This window comes from Streptomyces liangshanensis, assembly GCF_011694815.1.
GTDB classification, from domain to species: Bacteria; Actinomycetota; Actinomycetes; order Streptomycetales; family Streptomycetaceae; genus Streptomyces; species Streptomyces liangshanensis.
In genome coordinates, this window is sequence record NZ_CP050177.1 from 3,167,647 (window position 1) to 3,192,795 (window position 25,149).

Sequence of the window (25,149 nt, forward strand, 5' to 3'; positions counted from 1 at the left end):
CCCAGGACTGAGTTGTGTGTCACAGCCCGTTCGGCAGGTGAGTTCCGAGAACGGCCCCCGGCCCAGGCCGGGGGCCGTTTTCCGTCCCTTTCCACCTGTTTTCCGGCCCCGCTCGTGCTCGGGCAGACGTTCGGGCAAGAACTCGTAGGGGGAAAGGGGCTGTCCGGGGGTGCCCGCATGCAGCAGGATCTCCGGATGGAGAGCACCACCCCGCCGCGCGACCTGACGCTGCTGCCCAAGGCCCATCTGCACCTGCACTTCACCGGGTCGATGCGGCCCACGACCCTGCTCGAACTCGCCGACAAGTACGGCGTCCACCTCCCCGAGGCCCTGACCGGGGGTGAGCCGCCGAAGCTGCGGGCCACCGACGAGCGCGGCTGGTTCCGGTTCCAGCGCCTGTACGACATCGCCCGTTCCTGCCTGCGGACCGCCGAGGACATCCAGCGGCTGGTCCGCGAGGCGGCCGAGGAGGACGTGCGGGACGGGTCGGGCTGGCTGGAGATCCAGGTCGACCCCACCTCGTACGCGCCGCTGCTCGGCGGGCTGATCCCGGCGATGGAGATCATCCTGGACGCCGTGGACACCGCTTCCCGGGACACCGGTCTCGGGATGCGGGTGCTGGTGGCGGCGAACCGGATGAAGCACCCCCTGGAGGCGCGGACGCTGGCGCGGCTCGCGGTGCGGTACGCGGACCGGGGCGTGGTCGGCTTCGGGCTGTCCAACGACGAGCGGCGCGGGCTTGCCAGGGACTTCGACCGGGCGTTCGCGATCGCCAGGGAGGGCGGGCTGCTGGCGGCGCCGCACGGCGGTGAGCTGACGGGCCCGGCGTCGGTGCGGGACTGCCTGGACGACCTGCGGGCGGCGAGGATCGGGCACGGCGTACGGGCGGCGGAGGACCCCCGGCTGCTGCGCAGGCTCGCGGACCGCGGGGTGACGTGTGAGGTGTGCCCGGCGTCGAACGTGGCGCTGGGGGTGTACGAGAAGCCGGAGGACGTACCGCTGCGGACCCTGTTCGACGCGGGGGTGCCGATGGCGCTGGGGGCGGACGATCCGCTGCTGTTCGGGTCGCGGCTGGCGGCGCAGTACGAACTGGCGCGCGCCCACAACGGGTTCGACGACGCGGAGCTGGCCGAGCTGGCGCGGCAGTCGGTCCGGGGGTCGGCGGCGGACGCGCCGACGCAGGACAAGTTGCTGGCGGGGATCGACAGTTGGCTGGTCAGCTAGGTCGTATCCGGGGCGGGTCCGGCGTCGGCGGGGGTACGGGCCGGAGGCCTACAGGCTGACGCCCACCGTCACCGGTTCGTTGACGAGGGTGATGCCGAAGGCGTCCCGTACCCCGGCCACCACCTCACGGGCGAGGGCGAGCAGGTCCTCCGTGGTCGCCCCGCCGCGGTTGGTGAGGGCGAGGGTGTGCTTGGTGGAGATGCGGGCCGGACCCGTGCCGTACCCCTTGGTGAAGCCGGCCCGGTCGATCAGCCAGGCGGCCGAGGTCTTCCTGAGGCCCTCCCCCGCCGGGAAGGCGGGCGGGGTCACGTCGGCGCCGAGGCGCGCCTCGGCGCGGGTGAGGAAGTCCGCGTACTCCCGCTCGGTGAGGATCGGGTTGGTGAAGAAGGAGCCCGCCGACCAGGTGTCATGGTCCTCGGGGTCGAGCACCATGCCCTTGCCGGCCCTCAGCTTGAGGACGGTGTCGCGCGCGAGGGCGGCCGGCACGCGTTCGCCCGCCTCGACGCCGAGGGCGCGGGCCGTCTCGGCGTACTTGAGCGGGGCGGAGAGGCCGCCGGCGTCCTCCAGCGCGAACCGGACGCGCAGGACGACGTAGCGCGCCGGGTCGTCCTTGAAGCGGCTGTGGCGGTACGAGAAGGCGCACTCGGCGTTGGTGAGGATGACGGTCTCGCGGGCGGCGCGGTCGTAGGCGACGACCTCGGTGAGGGTGCTGGAGACCTCCTGGCCGTACGCGCCGACGTTCTGGATCGGGGTGGCGCCGGCCGATCCGGGGATTCCGGCGAGGCACTCGATCCCGGCGAGGCCGGCTTCGACGGTACGGGCGACGGCGTCCGTCCAGGTCTCGCCGGCGGCCAGTTCGAGGGCGGTGCCGTCGAGGCGGAAGCCGGTGGTGGCGATGCGCAGGGCGGTGCCGTCGAAGCCCTTGTCGCCGATGACCAGGTTGCTGCCGCCGCCGATGACCAGCAGGGGGGTGCCGGTCTCGTCGGCCGCCCGGACGGCGTCGACGACATCGGCGTCGGTGGTGGCCGTGAGGAGGCGGGAGACGGGGCCGCCGAGGCGGAAGGTGGTCAGGGGGGCGAGGGGCGCGTCGTGGAGTTCCTGCACGGGACAAGAGTACGGTCGCGGGATTCCGCGACCGTACTCCCGCCTCGGGAGGCGCGTGGCGTTCCGGGCGGGCGCGGGGTTCAGACCGCCACCGCCTCGCGCTCCTCCTCGGTGTCCCGCGGGCCGGTGGGGACCGGCGGGCGGCGGGACGGGATGAGGAACGCGCTCAGCGCGCCGAGGGCCACGATGCCCGCGCCCAGCCACAGGGCGGGCACGGTCCCGTCGGCGAAGGTCCGCGGGCTCTCGTACCCGCCCTGTGCGGCGAAGACCGCGCCGAGTATCGCGATGCCGAGCGCTCCGCCGACCTCGCGCAGCGCGTTGTTGGCGCCGGAGGCGATGCCCTGTTCCGCGGGGCGGACGCTGGACATGACCAGGCTGGCGGCGGGGGCGAAGTAGAGGCCCATGCCGATGCCGCTGAGGATCAGGGCGGGCAGTTGGGCGCCGTACGAGACGTCCGGGGCGAGGATCACCGCGAACCAGGCCAGGCCCAGGGCCTGGAGGGCGAGTCCGGCGACGACGACGGGGCGGCCGCCGATGCGGTCGGAGAGTATTCCGGCGAGCGGCGCGACCAGCAGCGGCATGCCGGTCCAGGGGAGCATGCGCAGGCCGGCCTCGGTGGGCGAGTAGCCGGCGACGCTCTGGAGGAACTGGCTGAGCAGGAAGATCGAGCCGAACATGCCGAGGAACATGAGGAGGCTCGCGGCGTTGATGCCGGAGAAGGCGGGGTTCTTGAACAGCCGCATCGGCAGCATCGCGTCCGGTCGGCGGATGCCGTGGAGGACGAAGGCGACCAGGAGCGCGGCGCCCGCGAACAGGCCGGTGAGGACGGTGGCGCTGGTCCAGCCGTCGGCGTTGGCGTTGACCAGGGCGTAGACGACGCCGAAGAGGCCGCCGCTGATGAGGAGGGTGCCGGGGATGTCGAGGCGGGCGTCGGGGGCGTGGGACTCCTGGAGGCGCAGCCGGGCGAGGGGCAGCAGGGCGAGGCCGATGGGGACGTTGAGCCAGAAGATCCACTGCCAGGAGAGGTGCTCGGTGAGGGTGCCGCCGATGAGGGGGCCGCTGGCGACGGCGAGGCCGGTGAGGGCGCCGAAGATGCCGAGGGCGGCGCCGCGCCGCTCGGCCGGGACGGCGGCGGTGAGGAGGGTGAGGGTGAGCGGCATCATGATCGCCGCGCCGACGCCCTGGACGGCGCGGGCGGCGATCAGCGCGTCGATGCCGGGGGCGAGGGCCGCGGCGGCGGAGGAGGCGGTGAAGACCGCGAGGCCGACGAGGAAGAGCTTCCTGCGGCCGAAGCGGTCACCGAGGGCGGCGCCGGTCATCAGGAGGACGGCGAAGGTGAGCGTGTACGCGTTCACCGTCCACTCCAGGTCCTCCAGGGCGCCGCCGAGGTCCTCGCGGATGGAGGGCAGGGCGGTGGTGACGACGAGGTTGTCGAGGGCCGCCATGAAGCCGGCGACGCCGGTGATGACGAGGGCCCAGACGGCCCGGGGGCCGAGTGCTTGGGGTGCTTGGGGCGGGTTGACTGCGGGCTGGTTCATTTGTTCCCCCTGATGGACCGGGACGGGTTGATGGACCGGGTGGGTGCATGGACCGGGATGGGCTCGGAAGATTAGTTATGGATCACTTACTTCTGCGGGCAGGGCTTCACGGAGGCGAGGAGGCCCGGAGACCCCCTCGGCCGCAGGACCTCACTTGCCGGGCAGGGCCGGGGGCTCGTCCTTGACGCCCACCCAGAGCCGGTGGTCCGGCGGGAAGCCGAGCGAGACGAGCGTGTTGATGAGCATGCCGTGCGCCAGGAAGTCCTTGGTGCCGGCGTGGTCGCCGCCGAGCGTCCGGTGGATCGAGTCGTACAGCCTCGTCCAGCCGTCCCGCAGCGACTCGCCGAAGGAGTGGTCGCCGGCGGCCTCGGCCGCCGCGACCGTCACGTACATCTGCATCTGCATGAGCAGCATCTCGGGGTCTTCGGCGATGAGCTTCACGTACGCCGCGCCCATGGCCTCCAGGGCGGCTTGGCCGCTGAGCCCCTCGGAGGCCTGCGCGAAGAGCCGGGTGTTGTCGACGAGGCAGCGCTCGGCCGCCGCGAGGAAGATGGCCTGCTTGTTCGGGAAGAGCCGGAAGAGGTACGGCTGCGAGACGCCGACGCGGCGGGCGATCGTCTCGGTGGAGGTGCCGTGGTAGCCGCTGCGGGAGAACTCGGTGATCGCGGCGCGGATCACGATCTCCCGCCGTTCTTCTGCGCTCATCCTGACCATGCGGCTAAGTTATTGAGTACTAACTAACCTTGTCAACCCCTGGCCCGCGGACGCCGGAAGGGGGCGCCCGCCGATGCGGGCACCCCCTTCCGTGACGTTCCGGTGCGGGCGTACAGACCCGTGACGCCTCGTGCGGACGTCAGGCCAGGCGCACGACGGCGCGGGACATCCCCAGCACCTTCTGGCCGGCGCTCGTCGCCGTCAGGTCGACCCGGACCCGGTTGTCGTCCAGCTTGGCGCCGATCTTGGCGCTCACCTCGACCAGCGCGCCCTTGTCGTCGTTGGGCACCACCACGGGCTTCGTGAAGCGCACGCCGTACTCGACGACGGCTCCCGGGTCGCCCACCCAGTCGGTGACCACACGGACCGCCTCGGCCATGGTGAACATGCCGTGCGCGATGACGTCCGGCAGCCCGACCTCCTTGGCGAACTTCTCGTTCCAGTGGATCGGGTTGAAGTCCCCGGAGGCGCCCGCGTACCGCACCAGCGTCGCCCGCGTCAGGGGGAAGCTCCCGGCCGGCAGCTCCGTACCGACCTCGACCTCGTCGTAACCGATCTTCGCGGCCATCCGCCTCACGCCCCTTCGGCGGCGCGCGCCACCAGCTTGGTCCACGCGGTCACGACGTGTTCGCCGGCCTCGTCGTGCACCTCGCCCCGGACGTCGATGATGTCGTTGCCCGCGAGGGACTTGATCGCCTCGATGGTCGACGTGACGGTCAGCCGGTCCCCCGCGCGGACGGGCCGGGAGTACGCGAACTTCTGGTCCCCGTGCACCACCCGGCTGTAGTCCAGCCCCAGCTGCGGGTCGGCGATGACGTCGCCGGCCGCCTTGAACGTGATGGCGAACACAAAGGTCGGCGGGGCGATCACGTCGGTGTGGCCGAGCCCCTTGGCCGCATCCGGATCGGTGTACGCCGGATTGGTGTCCCCCACCGCCTCGGCGAACTCACGGATCTTCTCGCGGCCGACCTCGTAAGGCTCGGTGGGCGGATAGCTCCGCCCCACGAAGGACTGATCGAGCGCCATGGACTCGCTCCCTCCTGGTGAATGTGACCACTACAAACGACACGAGGCCGCCCCCAGAGGGGACGGCCTCGCATACGAGCCTGTTTCAGCGCGTTTCGCGGTGCGCGGTGTGCGAGTTGCAGCGCGGGCAGTGCTTCTTCATCTCAAGACGGTCCGGGTTGTTACGCCGGTTCTTCTTGGTGATGTAGTTCCGCTCCTTGCACTCCACGCAGGCCAGCGTGATCTTCGGGCGGACGTCGGTGGCAGCCACGTGAGTGCTCCTTGGACGGACAGTTTACGGATGAAAAGATGAACGCAGAAAAGAGTAGCCGATCGAAGGACCGACCCCACAATCGGCTACTTTGTGTAGCGGTGACCGGACTTGAACCGGTGACACAGCGATTATGAGCCGCTTGCTCTACCGTCTGAGCTACACCGCTTCGATGTCGGATCCCCTCGCCCGAAGGCGAGGATCACCGAGCACCTGAGCCCCAATACGGAATCGAACCGTAGACCTTCTCCTTACCATGGAGACGCTCTACCGACTGAGCTATTGGGGCGAGCGATGAAGACATTACACGGTCGGTCGCCGATCGCCCAAATCCGTTTCGCGGCCCGTCCGGAGCCCCTCGTCCCCTGTGCCCCGTAGGCCACTGGTGGCCTCGCCGGTACGACTATTGCGCTCCTCCGCGACGCCTGGCCGGGGCACCCCTAGGCTCGGTCCACTCTGCGTGATCTTGGTCTTCAGCTCGCTCTCCGCCGACCCACCTCCCCGCGGACCGGCGGCGCGCGGAGACATCAATCACAGATCCGGACCCTCGTCCGTGGTCCTTCCAGGAGTGCGATGCCCGACAGCCACCCGCAACCGCAGCCCCCTTCGCAGCCGTCCGACCGGGCCGGCGCCGGGGCCGCCGGGCTCCTCCTCTGCGGGGCACGGCTCCCCGACGGCCGGATCGTCGACGTGCGGCTGGGCGGCGGCCTGATCGAGGCCGTGGGTACGGCGGGCAGCCTCACCGCGCACGGCGCGCGCCTGGACCTGACGGGCCACCTGCTGCTGCCCGCCCCGGCCGAACCGCACGCGCACAGCGACACGGCGCTGACGGCGGCGGACGCCCTGGGCTCCGCCCCCGGCTCCCCTGACGCCTCCGCGGCCGTGTCGGGGGGCGTCCCACCCGGCGCCTCGCCCTCGTACGCGCCCGAGGACGTGCGACGGCGGGCCACCGAGGCCGCGCTCCTCCAGCTCGGGCACGGCGCGACGGCCATCCGCTCGCACGTACGGATCGGGGACGCGCAGGGCCTGGGCCGCCTGGAGGCGCTGCTCCAGGCGCGGCGCTCGCTGCGCGGTCTTGTGGAGATCACCGCCGTCGCCGTGCCCCGGCTGCTCACGGGGGTGGCGGGCGCCGACGGCCTGGCGATGCTGCGGGACGCGGTACGGATGGGCGCGGGGGTGGTGGGGGGCTGCCCCGACCTGGACCCGGACCCGGCGGGGTACGTGGAAGCGGTGCTGGAGGTCGCCGCCGAGCACGGCTGCCCGGTGGACCTGCACACGGACGGCGCCGACCCGGTGCGGCTGGCCCGGCTCGCGGCGCGGGCGGGCGGGCTGCGGCCGGGGGTGACGCTCGGGCCGTGCGCGGGGCTGGGCCTGCTGCCCGCGGAGGTGGCGGGGCGGGCGGCCGACCAGTTGGCGGCCGCCGGGGTGACGGTGGTGTGCCTGCCGCAGGGGGCGTGCGGGGGTGTGGGGCAGGAGTCGGGGCCGGGGCGGGAGTCCGGGTCGGGGTCGGCGTCTGGGCTGGGGCCGGCTTCGGCTTCGGCTTCGGCGGGGTACGGAGGGGGGCGGCGGGGGTCGTACGGGAGCGGCGGGTCCTGCGGTACGGATCCGCGCGGTGTGGCGCCCGTCCGGCTGCTGCGGGCGGCCGGGGTTCGGGTGGCGGCCGGCAGCGGCGCCCTGCGCGACGTGGCGAACCCGGTCGGGCGCGGTGATCCGCTGGAGGCGGCGTACCTGCTTGCCTCCCGGGGCGGGCTGGCGGCGGAGGACGCGTACGACGCCGTGAGCACGGTGGCGCGGGCGGCGATGGGGCTGCCCGAGGTGCGGGTGGAGGCGGGGTTCCCGGCGGAGCTGCTGGCGGTGCGGGGCGACCGGATCGCGGGCGTGCTGTCCCTCGCGTACAGCAGGATCGTCGTGCACCGGGGGCGGGTGGTGGCCCGTACGAGCGCGGTACGGGAGTACTGCGACTCCGAGGCGGCGGTGGCGCTCGAACTGCCGCGCCAGGGAGGGCCGGACGCGCGGCCGTGATCCCGGAAGTCGTGGCGGTAGTGGTGCCGGTCGTGGTGACCGCTGTCCGCTCCCGGTGGTCCGGGCGGCCTCTTCCGTGGGCGCGACGGGCCGGGCCGACGTACGGTCGGGAGCATGCGAATTGTCATCGCCGGAGGACACGGTCAGATCGCGCTACGGCTGGAGCGGCTGCTCGCCGGGCGTTCACACGACGTTGCGGGCGTCATCCGCAAACCGGAGCAGGCCGGGGATCTGCGGCAGGCGGGCGCCGAACCGATCATCCTGGACATGGAGTCGACGACGGTCGAGGAGGTCGCGGCGGTGCTGAAGGGCGCCGACGCGGTCGTCTTCGCGGCGGGCGGGGGCGGCGACGGCAACCGGCAGCGCAAGGAGACGGTCGACAAGGGCGGCGCGATCCTCTTCGCGGACGCGGCGGAACGGGCCGGGGTGCGGCGCTACCTCCTCGTCTCGTCCATCGGCGCGGACGCGGGCCACGAGGGCGACGAGGTCTTCGACGTCTACCTGCGGGCCAAGGGGCAGGCCGACGAGTACGTGCAGTCCAGGACCGGGCTCGACTGGACGATCGTGCGGCCGGGCGCGCTGAAGAACGAGGGCGGGACGGGTCTGGTCAACCTGGCGGAGAACACGGGGCGCGGGCCGGTCCAGCGCGACGACGTGGCGGCGGTCCTCGCGGAGCTGCTGGAGACGCCGGGGACGGCGGGGCTGACCCTGCAACTGATCGGGGGGACGACCCCGGTGAAGGAAGCGGTCGCGGCGGTGGCGAAGGGGTAGCTCCGGGCGCCGCCGGGTCCACGTAGGGGCGGGCCCACGAGGACGGCCCCCGACGCCGGCGACTTCGCCGGGGCCGGGGGCCGTTCCGTACGCGCGGGGCGTCCGCGCCCGGCCGGCCGGGCGGGGTCCCGGCGGTTCAGCCGGCCGCCAGGGCTGCCGGGACGGGGGCTGAGGCCGGGGCCGGGGTCGTGACCGCCGCGGCGGCCGTTGTCGCGGGTGGTACGGCTGGTACCTCGGCGAGCAGGACGTCGGTCTCCGGGCTGGTGCGCGGCGCGGGGACGGCGTGCGCGGGGACGGCGTGCGCGGGTAGTCCGTGTGCGGGGGCCGTGTGGCCGGGGACGCCGAGGGACGGGGCTCCCAGGACTTCCGTGGCCGTCTCGGTGATCGCCAGGCGGCCGCCCAGGCGAGGGGCGGGCAGCGGGCCCGCGTCGCCGTGGAGGAGGAGTCGTACGGCCGCCCAGGGGAGGTTCACCCCGGTGAACGCCGTCTGGAAGATGCCCGCCGACGCCCTGGGGTTGGCCTCCAGCAGGACGGGTTCGCCGTCGCGGTGGCGCAGTTGGACGTTGGAGAGGTACGCGAGCCGGAAGTGGCCGACGAGTCGGCGCGCGATCGCGACGGGGGCCGGGTCGTCGAGCAGGTACCGGTAGCGGCCCTGCTTGGACCTCGCGATGCCGGCGAGCAGGCCGCCGCCGGGGGCGGACAGGCAGTCGACGCTCACCTCGGGGCCTTCGAGGTAGGGCATGACGAGGAGTTCGGGGACGGTCTCCCCCTCGTCCGCGGCCCGCTGCAAGGCCTGGGCGACGGCTTCCACGGAGGCGAGCGGGGCGGGCGCGGCCAGCAGGTCCTTCAGGCGCAGGGGCCGGTCGTCCAGGATGCGGAACCCGAACGCGGAGTACTCACCGGCGGGTTTGACGCAGACCCGCTCCCCCGTCGCCGAGAGTTCCCCGACCGCTTCGCGGAAGCTCGCGGCGTCGGAGGCGACCCGCCAGGGCGGTACGGGGATGCCGGCGGCCGCGGCCTCCTCGTACGTACGGCTCTTGCTGGTCAGCGTGTCGATCGCGGCGGGCGGCGAGCACATCAGGTGGGTGCCGGCCTGCGCGAGGACGTCGGTCAGCCCGGCGAGCGCGGCCAGGCGCCGGGGAGGGATGAGGACGTCGATCCGGTGGCGCCGGCAGAAGTCGAGGGCGAAGTCGGCGTAGTTGTCGTCGCTGACATGGCGGGGCTCGACCTCGCTCACGTCGCAGGCCGAGAGGGCCGGGGCGTCCCGCTCGACATTGGTCCCGTGGATGCGGACGTCGACGGCGTCCGGGTTCTCGCGCAGCATCCGCATCACCTGGGTGGTGGCCACCCCCGCGCTGCTGAGCCATATCCGTAGTGCTATCGCGAAGCTCCTTCACCATCGGGGCGCGCCCGCCGGGGCGGCGGCGAACCGCGCAGGCGAAGCCCGCCGGAGGCCCGGGGAAACCAAGGCCGTCCGACCATTTCTGATCATGTGTGAGCGGATCGTAGCCCGAAACCATGACGGTGAGATTTCACGTGCGTAAGGCCGGACAGCCGCTCGCGGGCGGGCACAAGAAGGGCCCCCTGGCACGACAACGGCCCCCGCCCCGCGTCTCCGCGGAACAGGGGCCGTTCGATGTGGCGGCGCCAGGATTCGAACCTGGGAAGGCTAAGCCGGCGGATTTACAGTCCGCTCCCATTGGCCACTCGGGCACACCGCCATGTGATGGTGCCGCCGCTCCGGGAGGGCCGGTGTGACCGGTGTCCCTTGGCGACGACGTAAACGATACCCGATGCCCGGGGGTGCTCCGCCACCCGATTGATCAGCGCTGGGGGCGGGTGGGGGTGACTAGGCTTTACGGCAGCGGTCGGGCGCTGCCGGTCGTGCGTCGGGCGCCTGACCGGCGCCCGGTTCGCGGCGGACAGGCACCCGGCCCGTACCTCATCGCACCCGATCGAAGGAGCCACAGAACATGGCCGACTCCAGTTTCGACATCGTCTCGAAGGTCGAGCGGCAGGAGGTCGACAACGCCCTCAACCAGACCTCGAAGGAAATCGCCCAGCGCTACGACTTCAAGAACGTCGGAGCGTCGATCGACTGGTCCGGCGAGAAGATCCTGATGCAGGCGAACTCCGAGGAGCGGGTCAAGGCGATCCTCGACGTCTTCCAGTCCAAGCTGATCAAGCGCGGGATCTCGCTGAAGTCGCTGGACGCGGGTGAGCCGCAGCTCTCCGGCAAGGAGTACAAGATCTTCGCCACGATCGAGGAGGGCATCTCCCAGGACAACGCCAAGAAGGTCGCGAAGATCATCCGGGACGAGGGTCCCAAGGGCATCAAGGCGCAGGTCCAGGGCGACGAGCTGCGGGTCAGCTCCAAGAGCCGGGACGACCTCCAGACCGTGATCTCCCTGCTCAAGGGGCGTGACTTCGACTTCGCCCTCCAGTTCGTGAACTACCGGTGACGTCGGCGGTACGGGGGCGGGGCGGACGGTCCGCCTTCGCCTCCGCACCCTTCCCGGGCCACCCGGTCCCGTGAGCGGCGGGCTGTTCCCGAGGCCGCGGGAGGTGGTGGCGCCCGGGGCGGTGCACGTGCCGGCGTGGCTGTCCGAGGAGCGGCGGCGTGAGCTGGTACGGGCCTGCCGGGAGTGGGCCCGGGGGCCGGTGCCGATCCGGCGCACGGTGCTGCCGAACGGTGGCGTGATGTCCGTGCGGACGGTCTGCCTCGGCTGGCACTGGCAGCCCTACCGCTACACCCGCACGGCGGGGGACGTGAACGGCGCGCGGGTGGCGGCGCTTCCGTCCTGGCTGGTGGAGTGGGGCAGGGAGGCGGTGGCCGACGCGTACGGCGATCCGGCGGGCGCCGCCGCGTACACACCCGACACCGCGCTGATCAACTTCTACGACGGCGACGCGACGATGGGCATGCACCAGGACAAGGACGAGCACTCCCTGGCGCCGGTGGTGTCCCTGAGCATCGGCGACAGTTGTGTCTTCCGGCTCGGCAACACGGAGAGCCGGGGGCGGCCGTACCGGGACGTGGAGCTGTGCTCCGGGGACCTCTTCGTCTTCGGAGGGGCGTCGCGGCTGGCGTACCACGGGGTGCCCAAGGTCCGCCCGGGGACGGGGGATCCGGCCACGGGGCTGGCCGGCGGGCGGTTGAACATCACCTTGCGGGAGACGGGGCTCGGCGACTGAGTCCCCGTCAGCGGGTCGGGGTCAGCGGGTCCTGGAGCGGGAGTTGCCGAAGAGGAGCCGGTAGATGACCAGCAGGACGAACGCCCCGCCGATGGCCGCGAGCCACGTGGGCCCGTCGTAGAAGCTCTTGTTGATGGGGTGGTCGAGCCAGCGCGCCGAGATCCAGCCGCCGACGAAGGCTCCCGCGACGCCGATGATCGTCGTACCGATCAAGCCGCCCGGGTCCCGTCCGGGGAGCAGGATCTTGGCAGCGGCTCCGGCGAGGAGTCCGAGAATGATCCAGCCGAGGATGCCCATGTCCTGAACCTGCCTTTCGTGCGGTGTGTCCCGTAAGACGCCGGGGGGCGGGGCGCGGTTGCGGCGGGTCGGGTCCGCCGCTCACATCCGGTCGTCCCACTACCCCGCATCCGGTGGGGCATACACCTACGCGGCGCGGCAGGCGGGCAGGCACGTAGGCGGGCAAGCAGGCAGGGCGGGGTGCGGCTCAGGCCGCGGGTATGTAGGCGCGGAAGTCCGGCTCCGCGTCGCTCTCCTCGTCGTCCGACCAGGACGCGCCGTCGACCCAGGCGTGCTGCCACGCGGCGAGGGTGGGCGCGGGGACAGGGGCGGCGGCCGGCGGCAACTGCTCGGTGTCGGTCATGTGCTCATGGTGGACCACGGCACTGACAATCGGCCGGGAGCGGCCGCGACCTGCGGTTCGGTCCCGCAGGTCGGTTCGTTTCCCCCGGTGCTCGTTCCCCCCGGTGCGTGCCGCCGCCTCAGCGCAGGACGAAGGGCTGGTCGGTGGGCACGATCTCCTTGCCCAGGGGCATCAGCGAGATCGGGATCAGCTTGAAGTTGGCGAGGCCCAGCGGGATGCCGATGATCGTCAGGCAGAGCGCGATGCCCGTGAAGATGTGGCTGAGCGCGAGCCACCAGCCGGCCAGGATCAGCCACAGGATGTTGCCCACGAAGGAGGGCGCGCCCGCGTCGGGGCGCTCGATCGCCGTGTAGCCGAACGGCCACAGGGCGTAGAAGGCGATGCGGAAGGCCGCGACGCCGAAGGGGATGCCGATGATCGTGATGCACAGCAGCAGGCCCGCCACCACATAGGCCAGGAAGAGCCAGAAGCCGCAGAACACGAGCCAGACCACGTTCAGGATGGTTCTCATGATCGTCCACCTGCCATTCGCTCTAGTCGGGCGATGCGCTCCGCCATGGGCGGATGCGTGGAGAACAGCTTGGACACCCCCTGACCAGGGCGGAAGGGGTTCGCGATCATCATGTGGCTCGCGGTCTCGATCCGCGGCTCGGACGGCAGGGGCAACTGTTTTGTCCCTGCGTCCAGCTTACGCAGCGCGCTCGCGAGGGCCAGCGGGTCACCGGTGATCTGGGCGCCCGAGGCATCGGCCTCGTACTCACGGGAGCGGCTGACCGCCAGCTGGATCACCGAGGCGGCGAGCGGTCCGAGCACCAGGACCAGCAGGAAGCCGACGATGCCCGGGCCGTCGTCGTCGTCCGAGCGGCCGACGGGGATGAGCCAGGCGAAGTTCACCAGGAACATCACGACCGAGGCGAGCGCGCCGGCGACCGACGAGATCAGGATGTCGCGGTTGTAGACATGGCTCAGCTCGTGGCCGAGGACGCCGCGCAGCTCGCGCTCGTCGAGGATCTGGAGGATCCCCTCCGTGCAGCACACGGCGGCGTTGCGCGGGTTGCGGCCGGTCGCGAAGGCATTGGGGGCCTGGGTCGGGGAGATGTACAGCCGTGGCATGGGCTGGCGGGAGGCGGTGGAGAGCTCGCGGACGATGCGGTAGAGCTGGGGGGCCTCGAATTCGCTGACGGGGCGGGCGCGCATCGCGCGCAGGGCCAGCTTGTCGCTGTTCCAGTACGCGTACGCGTTGGTCCCGACGGCCACGACGAGCGCCACGATCAGTCCCGTACGGCCGAAGAAACCGCCGATGACGATGATGAGCGCGGACAGGCCCCCGAGGAGTACGGCGGTTCTCAACCCGTTGTGCCGGCGGTGCACGGTACGCCCTCCAGATCGTGCGGCAGGGGAACCCTCTACGTGGTGCTGCTCCACTCTTCAGTGGACCCTTCCGTACTGGTCAACGCCAGGCGGAGGGTTCGGGTTCCCTGGCGCCCCGGCACGGGGCGTAGGCCGTCCGGGTGGCGGCGTACGCGTACCGACGGGCCCCGGGGGGTGGCGGAGGCGCCGGACGGCTCCTGGAGGCCTCTCCAGGGGCTGTCCGGGGCTCTCCGGCGGGGCTCAGAACAGGCTGATGTCGGCGAAGCGCAGGACGAGCTGGGGGGCTCCCGACAGGGCGACGCCGAGGACGGCGGTCAGGGCGATCGCCACGGTCAGCGGGACCGGGGTGGGGAGCGCGGCCGGAACACCGTCGGCGGCGGCCGGGGCGCCGGCCGGTGCCTCGTCGCCCTCCGGGGCGCGGAAGAGGAGCGCCGTCCAACGGAGGTAGTAGTAAAGGGCGATCACGACGTTCACGGCCATGAAGACCGCGAGCCACCCGAGACCCGCGTCGACGGCCGCGGAGAAGACCGTGACCTTGGCGAACAGGCCGATGATCCCCGGCGGCAGTCCGGCCAGGCAGAGCAGGAAGAACGCGAGGGCGACGGCGGCGGCCGGGCGGCGCGCGTACAGGCCCCGGTAGTCGGCGATCCGGTTCTCCGGCTCCGTACGGGCCACCAGGGCGACGACGGCGAAGGCGCCGAGGTTCACGACGGCGTACATGAGGGCGTACGCGACGGTCGAGCCGATCCGGTCGCCGTCGGCGTACGCGGAGGACGCGATCGGCACCAGGAGGTACCCGGCCTGGGCGACCGAGGACCAGGCGAGGAGGCGTACGGCGCTCCACGCGCGCGTGGCGGACTGCCGGAGGGCGGCGACGTTGCCGACGGTCATCGTGAGCGCGGCGAGGAAGGCGAGGACGGGGCCCCACACGTCCGCGTACGAGGGGAAGGCGACGACGGTGACGAGGATCAGCCCGGTGAAGCCGACCGCCTTGCCGACGACGGAGAGGTAGGCGGCGATGGGAAGCGGGGCACCGACGTAGGTGTCGGGGACCCAGAAGTGGAAGGGAGCGGCTGCGGTCTTGAAGGCGAAGCCGACGAGGGTGAGGGCGACACCGGCGCGGGCGAGGGTGTGCAGCTGTCCGGGGACGTCGTCGAGCCGGGCGGCGATCTCCGTGAGGTGCAGGGTGCCGGTCGTGGCGTACACGAAGCTGACGCCGAGCAGCATGACGGCCGTAGCGGTGACCGAGGAGAGGAAGAACTTCAGCGCGGCCTCGGAGGAGAGCCGGTCGCCGCGCCTGAGCCCGACGAGGGCGAAGGCGGGCAGGGAGGCCACTTCGAGGGCGACGACGAGGGTGGCGAGGTCGCGCGACGCGGGCAGCAGGGCGGCGCCGGCCGCCGACGCGAGGAGCAGGAACCAGAACTCCCCCGCCGGGAGCTTCTTCGTCTCGGTCAGCGAGAGCAGGGCGGTGAGCAGCGCGCCGCCGAGCACCAGCAGTTGGATGACCAGCGTGAAGTGGTCGGCGGTGTAGCTGCACGCGCCGGACGCACCGGACGCGCCCGATCCTCCGGAGAGGCAGAACGTCGACCTGTCGTCGTTCCACAGGGGCAGGAGGATGACCAGCGCGGCGGCGAGGCCGGCGATCGCGAGGCCGCCGAGGAGCTGTTTGTGGCGCTCGGGGACGAAGAGGTCGGCCACCAGGACGACCAGGGCGACCACGGCGGTGAGGGTGGGGGGCGCGATCGCGAGCCAGTCGACGGACTGGACGAGGCTGGTGGCGCTGTCGGCGGCCACGGTCACGACGTGCCTCCTGCGAGGAGCTTCTGCACGGCCGGGTCGGAGAGGCCGAGGAGGATCGCGGGCCAGAGGCCGGCGAGGACGGTGAGGGCGACGAGCGGGGTCCAGGTGACGAGTTCGTACGTCCGGACGTCGGCGAAGCCGGGTGCGGCGGGGGTTCCCCGGGCGCCGGTGTCGGGGGCGGCGGGGGTGTCCGTGACGTCGGCCGGGCCGGTGGCGGGGTCCGCCGTGCCGGGCTCGCGGGGTGCCTGGACGCCCATGCACACCCTGCGTACGACGATCAGAAGGTATGCGGCGGTGAGGAGTGTGCCGAGGCCCGCGATCGCCATGAAGGTGAGGAAGGCGGGCCGGCTCAGGCCGTCGGCGGGGTCGAAGGCGCCGAACATCGTGAGCATCTCGCCCCAGAACCCGGCGAGGCCGGGCAGGCCGAGGGACGCGACGGCCGCGAAGGCGAGCAGGCCGCCGAGGCGGGGCGCGCGGCCGTAGAGCGCGGCGCCGGTGGCCCCGGCGAGGGTGTCGAGGTCGGCGGTGCCGTACCGGTCCTTGAGGGCGCCGACCAGGAAGAACAGCAGGCCGGTGATGAGGCCGTGGGCGATGTTGGCGAAGAGCGCGCCGTTCACGCCGGTGGGGGTCATCGTGGCGATGCCGAGGAGCACGAAGCCCATGTGGCCGACGGAGGAGTACGCGATCAGCCGCTTGAGGTCGCCGCCCGCGCCCTGCCGGGCGAGGGCGAGGCAGGCCAGGGACCCGTAGACGATGCCGACGACGGCGAGCGCCGCGAGGTAGGGCGCGAAGGTCCGCATCCCGTCGGGGGCGATGGGCAGGACGATCCGGACGAACCCGTACGTCCCCATCTTGAGCAGGACCCCGGCGAGCAGGACCGAGCCGACGGTCGGGGCGGCGGTGTGGGCGTCGGGCAGCCAGCTGTGCAGCGGCCACATCGGGGTCTTCACGGCGAGGCCGACGCCGATCGCCAGAACCGCGATGACCTGCGTGGACGTACTGAGCCCCCGGCCGTTGTCAGTGGCGAGTGCCACCATGTCGAATGTGCCCGCCTTCAGCCCGATGAGGAGCAGGCCGAGCAGCATGACCACGGAACCGAGCAGGGTGTAGAGGATGAACTTCCAGGCCGCCGCCTGCCGGCCGCCGGGGACGCCTTCCGATCCGCCCCAGCGGGCGATCAGGAAGTACATCGGGATGAGCACCATCTCGAAGGCCAGGAAGAAGAGCAGCAGGTCGAGGACGGCGAAGGTGGCGAGGGTGCCGGATTCGAGGAGGAGCAGCAGGGCGACGAATGCCTTGGGGGACGGGCCCTTGGGCATCTTGAAGTAGCTGTAGAGCGCGCAGAGGAAGGTCAGCAGCGCGGTCAGGACCAGGAGGGGGAGCGAAATGCCGTCGACGCCGAGGTGGATGCGGACGTCCAGCGCCTTGATCCAGCTGATGTCCGTGGTGGCCTGCATCCTCGACGCGTGGTCGCGGTCGAAGCCGAGGGCCAGGACGATCGCGGCGGCGAGGATCGCGCCGGTGACGGTGACGCCGTGGCGGAGCACGGCCTGGTCGGGGCCGCGGCCCTTGAGTCCGGGCGGTGCGGGGAGGAAGACGGCCGCGGCGCCGATGAGGGGTCCGGCGATGATCAACGCCAGAAGGGCCTGCATCACGGATTCATTGATATCGATCACGGCTCACGCTCCGGCGGCGACGAGTACGGCGGCGATCGCCAGGACGACGGAGCCGGCCAGCAGGGCGCTCAGGTAGGTCTGCACGTTGCCCGTCTGGGCGCGGCGGACGGCCGCGCCGAGCCAGCGGGTGCCGGTGCCCGCGCCGCGTACGTACGTGTCGACGACCTCGCGGTCGAGGAAGCGGACGAGCTGGGCGGCTGCGAGGACGGGGCGGACGAACAGGCGGTCGTAGAGCGCGTCCAGGCGGAATCCGGCCGCCGCGTGCGGGTGCAGGCGGCCGAGCAGCAGACGGCCCGGGTCGGCCGGGTCGTGGGCCGCGGCGATGTCCCCGTAGACGGCGAGGTGCGTCTCGATGGCTTCGATCTCCGATTGGGCCGGTTCCGCGTCGGGGTGCGCGGCGACGGCGCCGAGGGGGATGCGGGCGGCCAGGGACGACGAGGTGTGGCGCCAGGCGCCGTAGAGGGTCAGGCCGCCGACGAGCGCGACGCCTGTGCCCAGGACGGAGGTGGTGAGGTTCGGCGCGAGGCTGTCGCCGTCGAACCAGTCGGCGATGTAGCCGACGGTCAGGCCGAGGGCGAGGGAGGGGACGGCGAGCACCCACAGGACGGCGTTCATCGCGACGGGCTGCTTGCCGTGGTCGGGGGCCTCGGGGCCGCGGCCGCGGAAGGCGAGGAGCCACAGGCGGGTGGCGTACGCGGCGGTGAGGAGGGCGGTGACCAGGCCGGCGACGAGCACGACCCAGCCGGCGGCGCCGGGCGCGGTGTGCGCGGTGCCGAGGGCGGTGTGCTCGGCGACGACGAGGACGGACTCCTTGGAGAAGAAGCCGGCGAAGGGAGGGATCGCGGCGAGCGCGAGCAGGGCGATCGTCATCGTCCAGAAGGCGTCGGGTATGCGCTTGGCGAGGCCGCCCATGCGGGACATGGCGGCGAGCGAGTTGGTGCCGGCGGCGTGGATGACCACGCCGGCGCCGAGGAAGAGGAGGGCCTTGAACGCGCCGTGGGAGATCAGGTGGAAGACGGCCGCGCTGCGGTCGCCGAGGGCCAGGGCGCCCGACATGTAGCCGAGCTGGCCGATGGTCGAGTAGGCGAGGACCCGTTTGATGTCGTCCTGGGCGAGGGCGGCGAGGGCCGAGCCGACCATGGTGACCGCGGCCATCACGGCGAGGACGACGAGGGCGGCCTTCGAGGCGGTGAACACGGGAAGGAGCCGGGCCACGAAGTAGATGCCGGCGGCGACCATCGTCGCGGCGTGGATCAGCGCGGAGACGGGGGTGGGGCCAGCCATCGCGTCGGGGAGCCACGTGTGGAGGGGGAACTGCGCGGACTTGCCCGCGACACCCGCGAGCAGCAGCAGGGCGATCAGGGTGGGGTGGTCGAGGCCGTCCTCGGTGACCGCGCGCAGGATGCCGGTGATCCGGAACGTGCCGGTGTCGGCGGCGAGGGCGAACAGGCCGATGAGGAAGGGGACATCACCGAGCTTGGTGATCAGGAAGGCCTTGAGGGAGGCGGCGCGCGCCTCGGGGGTCTCCCAGTAGTGGCCGACGAGGAAGTACGAGCAGATGCCCATGACCTCCCAGCCGACCAGGAGCACCATCAGGTCGCCGGAGTAGACGACGAGCAGCATCGCGGAGGTGAAGAGGGAGACGAGGGCGGCGTACGACGGGTAGCGGGCGTCGTCGCGCAGGTAGGCCGTCGAGTAGATCTGCACGCAGGTGGCGACGGTGCCGACGAGGACGGCGACCAGTGCGGCGAAGCCGTCGATGTGCAGGGCGAGGTCGATGGGGACCGAGCCCGTCGGGGTGAGCCGGGTGGCGGCGTCGAGCGGCGTCGTGCCGTTGCCCGCGCCCCCGCCCTGGCGGACGGCGACCGTGATCGCGAGCGCGGTGGCCGTCAGGACGGGCAGGACCGCCAGCGGGCGGACGAACCCGGGCGCGGTGCGGCCCAGCAGCAGCCCGGCGGCGGCGCCGAGGAACGGCAGGAGGGGGACAAGAACGGCGAGGGAGGTGGTGGTCACGCGGTGGCCTCAGTCTTGGTGCCGTCGGGGGCCTCGGCGGTGTCGCGGAGCCGGTCGACGTCCGAGGTGCCGCGGTTGCGGTACACCATCAGGACGATCGCCAGGCCGATGCCGATCTCGGCGGCGGCGACGGCGATGACGAACAGGGTCAGGGCCTGGCCGGAGTGCAGGGTGTCCCGGAGCCAGACGTCGAAGGCGACCAGGTTGAGGTTGACGGCGTTGAGCATCAGCTCGACGGACATCAGGACGAGGATCGCGTTGCGGCGGGCGAGGACGCCGTAGATCCCGGTGCAGAACAGGAGGGCCGCGAGGACGGCGGGATAGGCGAGGTGCATCAGCGCGTCTCCTTGCCGGGGCCGGTCGGGTTGCCGGGGCCGGTCGGGTTGCCGGGGCCGGTCGGGGTGTCGCTCTTCTTGCGGGAGAGGACGATCGCGCCGACCAGGGCCGCCAGCAGCAGGACGGACAGGGCCTCGAAGGGCAGCACCCAGTGCCGGAAGAGGAACTGTCCCGACGCCTCCGTGGAGCCCTGCGCCGGTCCGTCCAGGTCGACCCAGGTGGTACGGAACGCGTCGACGACCACCCAGACCAGGGCGGCGGCGGCCGCGACGGCGACGGCCAGGGCGACCTTGCGGTTCTCGGAGTCGGCGTCCGGTGAGTGCCCGATGGGCGCCTTGGTCAGCATCAGCCCGAAGAGGAGGAGGACGACGACGGAACCGACGTAGATGAGGACCTGCACCCAGGCGATGAACTCCGCCGTCAGCAGGAGGTACTCGACGGCGAGGCCGCCGAGGGTCACGACGAGCCAGAGGGCGGCGTGCACCAGCTGCCGGGTGGTGACGGTGACGAGGGCCGCGCCGAAGGTGACCAGGCCGACGAGGACGAACGCGATCTCGACGCCGCTCGGGGACAGGAAGCCGTGGCCGGCCGTGGCGGCGGCGGTTGCTGCGAGGGTCACTCGCCGGCCTCCTGACCGGGACCGGGCTGCCCCGGCTCGTCCGCCGCGGGGGGCGTGGTGGCCGCTGCCGCTGCCGCCGCGAGCTTGTCGGCGGTCTTGTGGGCGGCGGCGAGTTCCTTGGGCTCCTCGGCGCCGGGGTCGAGGGCGGGCGGCGCCGGCACCGTCCACATCCAGTCGCGGAGCTTGTCCCGCTCGTGGGTGAGGTCGCGTATGTCCGTCTCGGCGTACTCGAACTCCGGTGACCAGAAAAGCGCGTCGAAAGGACAGACCTCGATGCAGATACCGCAGTACATGCAGAGCGAGAAGTCGATGGCGAACCGGTCGAGGACGTTGCGGCTGCGCTCCCGGCCCCCGGGGGCGGCCGCCGGGACGGTCTCCTTGTGGGAGTCGATGTAGATGCACCAGTCGGGGCACTCACGGGCGCAGAGCATGCAGACCGTGCAGTTCTCCTCGAACAGGCCGATCACCCCGCGGGAGCGGGGCGGCAGTTCGGGCTGGACGTCCGGGTACTGCGCGGTGACGGTCTTCCTCGTCATCGTCCGCAGGGTGACGGCCAGCCCCTTGGCCAGGCCGGAGCCGGGGATCGGGGACATCAGTTGATCGCCACCTTCACGATGCCGGTGAGCGCGATCTGCGCGAGGGCGAGGGGGATGAGCACGGTCCAGGCGAGCTTCTGCAACTGGTCCTCGCGCAGACGGGGGTAGCTCACGCGCAGCCAGATGACGACGAAGGCGAGCACGGCGGTCTTGAGCAGGGTCCAGACCCAGCCGAGACCGTCGCCCCCGAGGGGGCCGTGCCAGCCGCCGAGGAACAGGACGGTGGTCAGACCGCACAGGACGACGATGCCCGCGTACTCCGCGAGCAGGAAGAGCGCGAAGCGCAGCCCGGTGTACTCGGTGTAGGCGCCGAAGATGATCTCGGAGTCGGCGACCGGCATGTCGAAGGGCGGGCGCTGGAGTTCGGCGAGGCCCGCGACGAAGAAGACGAGGGCGCCGACGATCTGCCACGGCACCCACCACCAGTGGAAGGCGTGGAGGATGCCGGGCAGCGAGACCGTGCCGGCCGCCATCGCCACCGAGGCGGCGGCGAGGAGCATCGGCAGTTCGTACGCGAGCAGTTGGGCGGCGGTGCGCAGGCCGCCGAGGAGGGAGAACTTGTTGGCGGACGCCCAGCCCGCCATGAGCGAGCCGAGCACGCCGATGCCCATCACGGCGAGCACGAAGAAGATGCCCGCGTCGACGACCTGGCCGACGGCGCCCTCGCTCGGGCCGACCGGGATCACGACCAGGACGAGGAGGTACGGAAGGAGCGCGACGGCGGGGGCCAGTTGGAAGACGCGCCGGTCGGCGGCCGCCGGGACGATGTCCTCCTTCTGGGCGAACTTCACTCCGTCCGCCATGAGTTGGGCCCAGCCGTGGAAGCCGCCCGCGTACATGGGGCCGAGCCGGCCCTGCATGTGGGCCATCACCTTGTGCTCGGTCTGCCCCACGACGAGCGGGAGGACGAGGAACACAGCGAAGACGACGATCAGCCGAAGGGCGACGTCGAGCACGTCGTTCACGCGTCTCCTCCGGGTCTGTCGTCGGGGGCGGGGCGGTCGACCTCGGGGGCGGGGCGGTCCGCGTCCGGGGTGGCCGCCGGTCCGGCCGCGTCCGGGGCGCGCCAGGGGGCGTCCGGGGTCGGGGGGTTCGGGGGCTGGGTGGTGGAGCCCTCGGTCACGCTGCGGGTGCGGCGCGGGGGGCGGTCGGCGCCGGCCGCTCCCGCGCGGGGGGTGCGGGCCGGGCGGGCCGGGGCGGCGGGGAGCTGGCCCTTGAGGGGGCCCCACTCGTTCGGGTCGGGCACGCCGGGCGGCAGCATCTGGCGGCGCTTGGGCCCGCCGTGCTCGGACTCGCCCGGTTCCTTCGCGCCGGGCCAGGCCTTCGCGACCCGGGCCGCGAGCACGAAGTCCTTGCGCAGCGGGTGGCCCTCGAACGTCTCGGGGAGCAGCAGCGGGACGAGGTTCGGGTGGTCGGTGAAGGAGATGCCGAACATCTCGTGCGTCTCGCGTTCGTGCCAGCCCGCGCCCGCGTAGACGCCGAGGGCGGTGGGCAGGGCGGGCGCCTCGTGCGGGACGGTCGTACGGACGAGGAGCGCGCGGACAGTGCCGGCGCCGAGGGCCGCGACGTGGGCGCAGACGCGGAAGCCGGTGCCCGGTTCGTCGACGGCGCTCAGCCAGTCGAAGTAGGTGCAGCCCAGGGTGGTCCTGGCGGTTTCGAGCGCGGCGAGCCAGGAGGCGGCGGGCACGTCGACCGTCAGGAGGCCGTACGCCCGCTCGGCCGTGGCCTCGTCGCCGAAGAGTTCGGTGACGGCGTCCGGCAGCCGGTCGTACGCGCTCACGACGCGCCCTCCCCCGGGGGCGGCGGCGGGGGCACCAGGCCGCTGCGGAGCGCGGCGGGCGAGGGGCGGGCGGCCGACGCGTAACGGTCGCCCAGCGACTCGCGGGAGATCTTCTCCTGGAGCTTGAGGATGCCCTGGAGCAGCGCCTCGGGGCGCGGCGGGCAGCCCGGTACGTAGACGTCGACGGGGATGATCTGGTCGACGCCCTTCGTGACGGAGTAGGAGTCCCAGTACGGGCCGCCGCAGTTGGAGCAGGCGCCGAAGGAGATGACGTACTTGGGCTCGGGCATCTGCTCGTACAGCCGCTTGACGGCCGGCGCCATCTTGTCGGTCACCGTGCCGGACACGACCATCAGGTCGGCCTGGCGCGGTCCCGGCGCGAAGGGGATCACGCCGAGCCGGATGAAGTCGTGCCGGGCCATGGACGCGGCGATGAACTCGATGGCGCAGCAGGCGAGTCCGAAGTTGAAGACCCAGAGGCTGTAGCGGCGGCCCCAGTTGAGGACGACCTTCATGGGCTCGGGGGCCAGCCGGGAGAGCACACCGAGGCGCTGCGGAGCCGCCACCGGCACCGGGGCCGGCGGCGCTTGGGGGGTCACGTCCATTCGAGGACGCCCTTCTTCCATGCGTAGAGCAGTCCTACGGCCAGGAAGCCGAGGAAGATGAACATCTCGACGAGCGTCGTCGCGCCGAAGCCGGGGGCGGCGAACACGGTCGCCCACGGGAACAGGAAGATCGAGTCGACGGCGAAGATCACGTAGAGGAACGCGTAGACGTAGTACCGGACCTGGGTGTGGGCCCAGCCCTCACCGACGGGGTCGACGCCGCATTCGTACGTGAGCAGTTTCTCCGGCGTCGGTACCACGGGCCGCAGCAGCCGGCCCGCCCCGAAGGCGACGGCGACGAACAGCACGCCGACAACCGCGAGCAGCCCGACCACCGAATAGCTCCGGAAGTAGTCCGCCGCGAGAACGGTCGGTTCCGACACGTCCGCCCCTCGCTCCCTGACTCCGTAGCAGCCGTAGCGGCCTCTTCGACGATCTGTACGGACGGGAGTCTAGGCCCTGCTAAAGAAACGGTAAGCAGCCGCGTCCGCACTAACGGTCCGCAGCTCGTACGAACCTCTCGTACGAAGGTGGGGTTATCCCTACGTCACGCTCCCCCAGCCACCCCATGGCGCGGGTGCCCGCGGCCCGGCAGTCTGGTTCCTTATGACCGTGAGTTTCGATGATCCCGGCGGCGGGAACGACCGCCCGCCCCCCGCGCGCTTCGCCTTCGACCGGCACACCTGGAAGGAGATCGCGCATCTCCTGGTGAACCTGCCCGCGTCCCTGGTCGGGTTCACCTACGTGATGTTCACCGTGACCACCGGCGCCGGGCTGTCGGTGACCGTGATCGGTCTGCCGTGGCTGGTCCTGGGGCTGGCGGGGGCCCGGCTGCTGGGCCGGGCCGAGCGGGCGCGGGCGCGGAAGCTGCTGGGGGTACGGATCGAGGAGCCGAGCCGGCTGGTGGCGCGCGGCCGGGGGCGGGGGCGGGGCGGCTCGGAGGGGTTCTTCGCCCGGCTGTGGACGGGGGTCAGCGACCCGGTGGCCTGGCGGACCGTGCTGTACGAGTTCATCAGGCTGCCGTGGAGCGTGGTGACGTTCACGGTGACGCTGACGGGCATGTTCGTGTTCTGGCCCGTCCTGCCGTTCGTGGCGCGGGGGCTCACGAACGTGGACCGCGCGATGGTACGGGGGCTGCTCTCGCCGTCCGACGAGCTGGAGCGGCGGATCGCCGAGCTGGAGTCGGACCGGGGCGTGGTGGTCGACACGGCGGCGGCGGACCTGCGCCGTATCGAGCGCGACCTCCACGACGGCGCGCAGGCCCGGCTGGTGGCGCTGGCGATGGGGCTGGGCCTGGCCAAGGAGAAGCTGCTGGAGGACCCGGACGCGGCGGCGGTCATGGTGGACGAGGCGCACGGCGAGGTGAAGCTGGCGCTGCAGGAGCTGCGCGACCTGGCGCGCGGCATCCATCCGGCGATCCTCACGGACCGCGGCCTGGACGCGGCGCTGTCGTCGATCGCCTCCCGCTGCACGGTGCCGGTGAAGGTGACCGTGGACCTGGTGGAGCGGCCCGCGGCGGCCATCGAGGGGATCGCGTACTTCACGGCGTCGGAGCTGCTCCAGAACGTCAGCAAGCACAGCGCGGCCCGGACGGCGTCGGTGGACGTGTGGCGGTCGCAGGAGCGCCTGCTGATCCAGGTCACGGACGACGGCAAGGGCGGGGCGAGCCTCGACGGCGGTACGGGGATGTCCGGCCTCGCCGAGCGGCTGGGGGCGGTCGACGGGCTCTTCGTACTGGACTCGCCGCCGGGCGGCCCGACGACGGTCACGGCGGAGCTGCCGTGGCGGCGGCGCGACCTCGCGTAGGCGCGACCCGTCGTAGGCGCGACCTCGCGTAGGGCGGCCTCGCGTAGGCGCGCCCCGGGGAGC

At 72.2% G+C, this 25,149-nt stretch carries 27 protein-coding genes and 3 tRNA genes; 6 read left to right on the forward strand and 24 right to left on the reverse strand.

The window, feature by feature from the left end; translation table 11 throughout:
• The first annotated feature begins 177 nt into the window (after positions 1–177).
• Positions 178–1,224 (forward strand): adenosine deaminase, encoded by a 1,047-nt coding sequence (locus HA039_RS13565; RefSeq protein WP_167028657.1) that lies wholly within the window; start codon positions 178–180, stop codon positions 1,222–1,224.
• A gap of 48 nt (positions 1,225–1,272) precedes the next feature.
• Here HA039_RS13565 and HA039_RS13570 read toward each other — a convergent pair whose 3' ends face one another.
• The 8 genes from HA039_RS13570 to HA039_RS13605 form a co-directional block, all read right to left on the reverse strand.
• Positions 1,273–2,328, reverse strand: coding sequence for a UDP-N-acetylmuramate dehydrogenase (locus HA039_RS13570; protein ID WP_167028660.1), 1,056 nt, complete (start codon positions 2,326–2,328; stop codon positions 1,273–1,275).
• Between the two features lie 80 nt (positions 2,329–2,408).
• Positions 2,409–3,866, reverse strand: a complete 1,458-nt coding sequence (locus HA039_RS13575) for an MFS transporter (RefSeq protein WP_167028663.1) — start codon at positions 3,864–3,866, stop codon at positions 2,409–2,411.
• Between the two features lie 150 nt (positions 3,867–4,016).
• Complete coding sequence (locus HA039_RS13580; RefSeq protein WP_167028666.1) at positions 4,017–4,580, reverse strand: TetR/AcrR family transcriptional regulator; 564 nt, start codon at positions 4,578–4,580, stop codon at positions 4,017–4,019.
• Between the two features lie 139 nt (positions 4,581–4,719).
• Complete coding sequence (locus HA039_RS13585; RefSeq protein WP_167028669.1) at positions 4,720–5,148, reverse strand: MaoC family dehydratase; 429 nt, start codon at positions 5,146–5,148, stop codon at positions 4,720–4,722.
• A gap of 5 nt (positions 5,149–5,153) precedes the next feature.
• Positions 5,154–5,606 (reverse strand): MaoC family dehydratase N-terminal domain-containing protein, encoded by a 453-nt coding sequence (locus HA039_RS13590; protein WP_167028672.1) that lies wholly within the window; start codon positions 5,604–5,606, stop codon positions 5,154–5,156.
• An 85-nt stretch (positions 5,607–5,691) separates the two neighbouring features.
• A complete protein-coding gene (rpmG, locus tag HA039_RS13595) occupies positions 5,692–5,856 on the reverse strand; it encodes a 50S ribosomal protein L33 (protein ID WP_003956487.1) in 165 nt (54 codons plus the stop codon).
• A 96-nt stretch (positions 5,857–5,952) separates the two neighbouring features.
• Positions 5,953–6,025: transfer RNA gene (locus tag HA039_RS13600), tRNA-Met, on the reverse strand.
• A gap of 47 nt (positions 6,026–6,072) precedes the next feature.
• Positions 6,073–6,145: transfer RNA gene (locus tag HA039_RS13605), tRNA-Thr, on the reverse strand.
• Between the two features lie 284 nt (positions 6,146–6,429).
• Between HA039_RS13605 and HA039_RS13610 the strand changes: the two genes are divergently transcribed.
• Together HA039_RS13610 and HA039_RS13615 are read left to right on the forward strand one after the other, a co-directional pair.
• Positions 6,430–7,878, forward strand: coding sequence for an amidohydrolase family protein (locus HA039_RS13610; protein WP_167028675.1), 1,449 nt, complete (start codon positions 6,430–6,432; stop codon positions 7,876–7,878).
• 114 nt (positions 7,879–7,992) lie between these two features.
• A complete protein-coding gene (locus HA039_RS13615) occupies positions 7,993–8,649 on the forward strand; it encodes an SDR family oxidoreductase (protein ID WP_167028678.1) in 657 nt (218 codons plus the stop codon).
• A gap of 136 nt (positions 8,650–8,785) precedes the next feature.
• Here the strand turns inward: HA039_RS13615 and HA039_RS13620 are convergent, their stop codons facing one another.
• Both HA039_RS13620 and HA039_RS13625 read right to left on the reverse strand, forming a co-directional pair.
• Complete coding sequence (locus HA039_RS13620) at positions 8,786–10,030, reverse strand: ATP-grasp domain-containing protein (protein WP_341830059.1); 1,245 nt, start codon at positions 10,028–10,030, stop codon at positions 8,786–8,788.
• Between the two features lie 258 nt (positions 10,031–10,288).
• Positions 10,289–10,370 (reverse strand) — tRNA-Tyr (locus HA039_RS13625).
• 252 nt (positions 10,371–10,622) lie between these two features.
• Here HA039_RS13625 and HA039_RS13630 point away from each other — a divergent pair.
• Together HA039_RS13630 and HA039_RS13635 are read left to right on the forward strand one after the other, a co-directional pair.
• The gene (locus HA039_RS13630; protein WP_161310837.1) at positions 10,623–11,111 is read left to right on the forward strand and encodes a YajQ family cyclic di-GMP-binding protein; all 489 of its coding nucleotides are present in this window, start codon (positions 10,623–10,625) and stop codon (positions 11,109–11,111) included.
• 70 nt (positions 11,112–11,181) lie between these two features.
• Positions 11,182–11,844, forward strand: a complete 663-nt coding sequence (locus HA039_RS13635) for an alpha-ketoglutarate-dependent dioxygenase AlkB family protein (protein ID WP_167028681.1) — start codon at positions 11,182–11,184, stop codon at positions 11,842–11,844.
• Between the two features lie 21 nt (positions 11,845–11,865).
• On the opposite strand, the gene HA039_RS13640 is transcribed toward HA039_RS13635, so the two are convergent.
• From HA039_RS13640 to HA039_RS13705, 14 genes are all read right to left on the reverse strand, one after another.
• A complete protein-coding gene (locus tag HA039_RS13640) occupies positions 11,866–12,141 on the reverse strand; it encodes a GlsB/YeaQ/YmgE family stress response membrane protein (RefSeq protein ID WP_167028684.1) in 276 nt (91 codons plus the stop codon).
• 187 nt (positions 12,142–12,328) lie between these two features.
• Positions 12,329–12,484 carry a hypothetical protein gene (locus HA039_RS13645; RefSeq protein WP_167028687.1) on the reverse strand — a complete coding sequence of 52 codons (156 nt, stop codon included), beginning with the start codon at positions 12,482–12,484 and terminating at the stop codon, positions 12,329–12,331.
• A gap of 118 nt (positions 12,485–12,602) precedes the next feature.
• Positions 12,603–12,995 carry a YccF domain-containing protein gene (locus HA039_RS13650; protein ID WP_167028690.1) on the reverse strand — a complete coding sequence of 131 codons (393 nt, stop codon included), beginning with the start codon at positions 12,993–12,995 and terminating at the stop codon, positions 12,603–12,605.
• Complete coding sequence (gene htpX, locus HA039_RS13655) at positions 12,992–13,855, reverse strand: zinc metalloprotease HtpX (protein ID WP_167028693.1); 864 nt, start codon at positions 13,853–13,855, stop codon at positions 12,992–12,994. Before htpX ends, HA039_RS13650 begins: the two co-directional genes overlap by 4 nt.
• 240 nt (positions 13,856–14,095) lie before the next feature.
• The gene (locus HA039_RS13660) at positions 14,096–15,655 is read right to left on the reverse strand and encodes an NADH-quinone oxidoreductase subunit N (protein ID WP_167028696.1); all 1,560 of its coding nucleotides are present in this window, start codon (positions 15,653–15,655) and stop codon (positions 14,096–14,098) included.
• Positions 15,652–17,307, reverse strand: a complete 1,656-nt coding sequence (locus tag HA039_RS13665; protein WP_167036733.1) for an NADH-quinone oxidoreductase subunit M — start codon at positions 17,305–17,307, stop codon at positions 15,652–15,654. Before HA039_RS13665 ends, HA039_RS13660 begins: the two co-directional genes overlap by 4 nt.
• A gap of 27 nt (positions 17,308–17,334) precedes the next feature.
• The gene (locus HA039_RS13670; protein WP_167028699.1) at positions 17,335–19,344 is read right to left on the reverse strand and encodes an NADH-quinone oxidoreductase subunit 5 family protein; all 2,010 of its coding nucleotides are present in this window, start codon (positions 19,342–19,344) and stop codon (positions 17,335–17,337) included.
• Positions 19,341–19,679, reverse strand: a complete 339-nt coding sequence (gene nuoK / locus HA039_RS13675) for an NADH-quinone oxidoreductase subunit NuoK (RefSeq protein ID WP_167028703.1) — start codon at positions 19,677–19,679, stop codon at positions 19,341–19,343. The genes HA039_RS13670 and nuoK overlap by 4 nt, the downstream gene beginning before the upstream one ends.
• A complete protein-coding gene (locus HA039_RS13680) occupies positions 19,679–20,299 on the reverse strand; it encodes an NADH-quinone oxidoreductase subunit J family protein (protein WP_167028706.1) in 621 nt (206 codons plus the stop codon). Before HA039_RS13680 ends, nuoK begins: the two co-directional genes overlap by 1 nt.
• A complete protein-coding gene (locus HA039_RS13685; RefSeq protein ID WP_243869414.1) occupies positions 20,296–20,892 on the reverse strand; it encodes a NuoI/complex I 23 kDa subunit family protein in 597 nt (198 codons plus the stop codon). The genes HA039_RS13680 and HA039_RS13685 overlap by 4 nt, the downstream gene beginning before the upstream one ends.
• A complete protein-coding gene (locus tag HA039_RS13690; RefSeq protein WP_167028709.1) occupies positions 20,892–21,860 on the reverse strand; it encodes a complex I subunit 1/NuoH family protein in 969 nt (322 codons plus the stop codon). Before HA039_RS13690 ends, HA039_RS13685 begins: the two co-directional genes overlap by 1 nt.
• Positions 21,857–22,675, reverse strand: a complete 819-nt coding sequence (locus HA039_RS13695) for an NADH-quinone oxidoreductase subunit C (protein WP_425086337.1) — start codon at positions 22,673–22,675, stop codon at positions 21,857–21,859. The genes HA039_RS13690 and HA039_RS13695 overlap by 4 nt, the downstream gene beginning before the upstream one ends.
• On the reverse strand, positions 22,672–23,280 hold the full coding sequence (locus HA039_RS13700) for an NADH-quinone oxidoreductase subunit B (RefSeq protein WP_167028712.1): 609 nt from the start codon (positions 23,278–23,280) through the stop codon (positions 22,672–22,674). The genes HA039_RS13695 and HA039_RS13700 overlap by 4 nt, the downstream gene beginning before the upstream one ends.
• Positions 23,271–23,663, reverse strand: a complete 393-nt coding sequence (locus tag HA039_RS13705) for an NADH-quinone oxidoreductase subunit A (RefSeq protein ID WP_167028715.1) — start codon at positions 23,661–23,663, stop codon at positions 23,271–23,273. The genes HA039_RS13700 and HA039_RS13705 overlap by 10 nt, the downstream gene beginning before the upstream one ends.
• A 223-nt stretch (positions 23,664–23,886) precedes the next feature.
• Between HA039_RS13705 and HA039_RS13710 the strand changes: the two genes are divergently transcribed.
• Positions 23,887–25,086, forward strand: a complete 1,200-nt coding sequence (locus HA039_RS13710) for a sensor histidine kinase (RefSeq protein WP_167028718.1) — start codon at positions 23,887–23,889, stop codon at positions 25,084–25,086.
• The last annotated feature ends 63 nt before the right edge of the window (positions 25,087–25,149 follow it).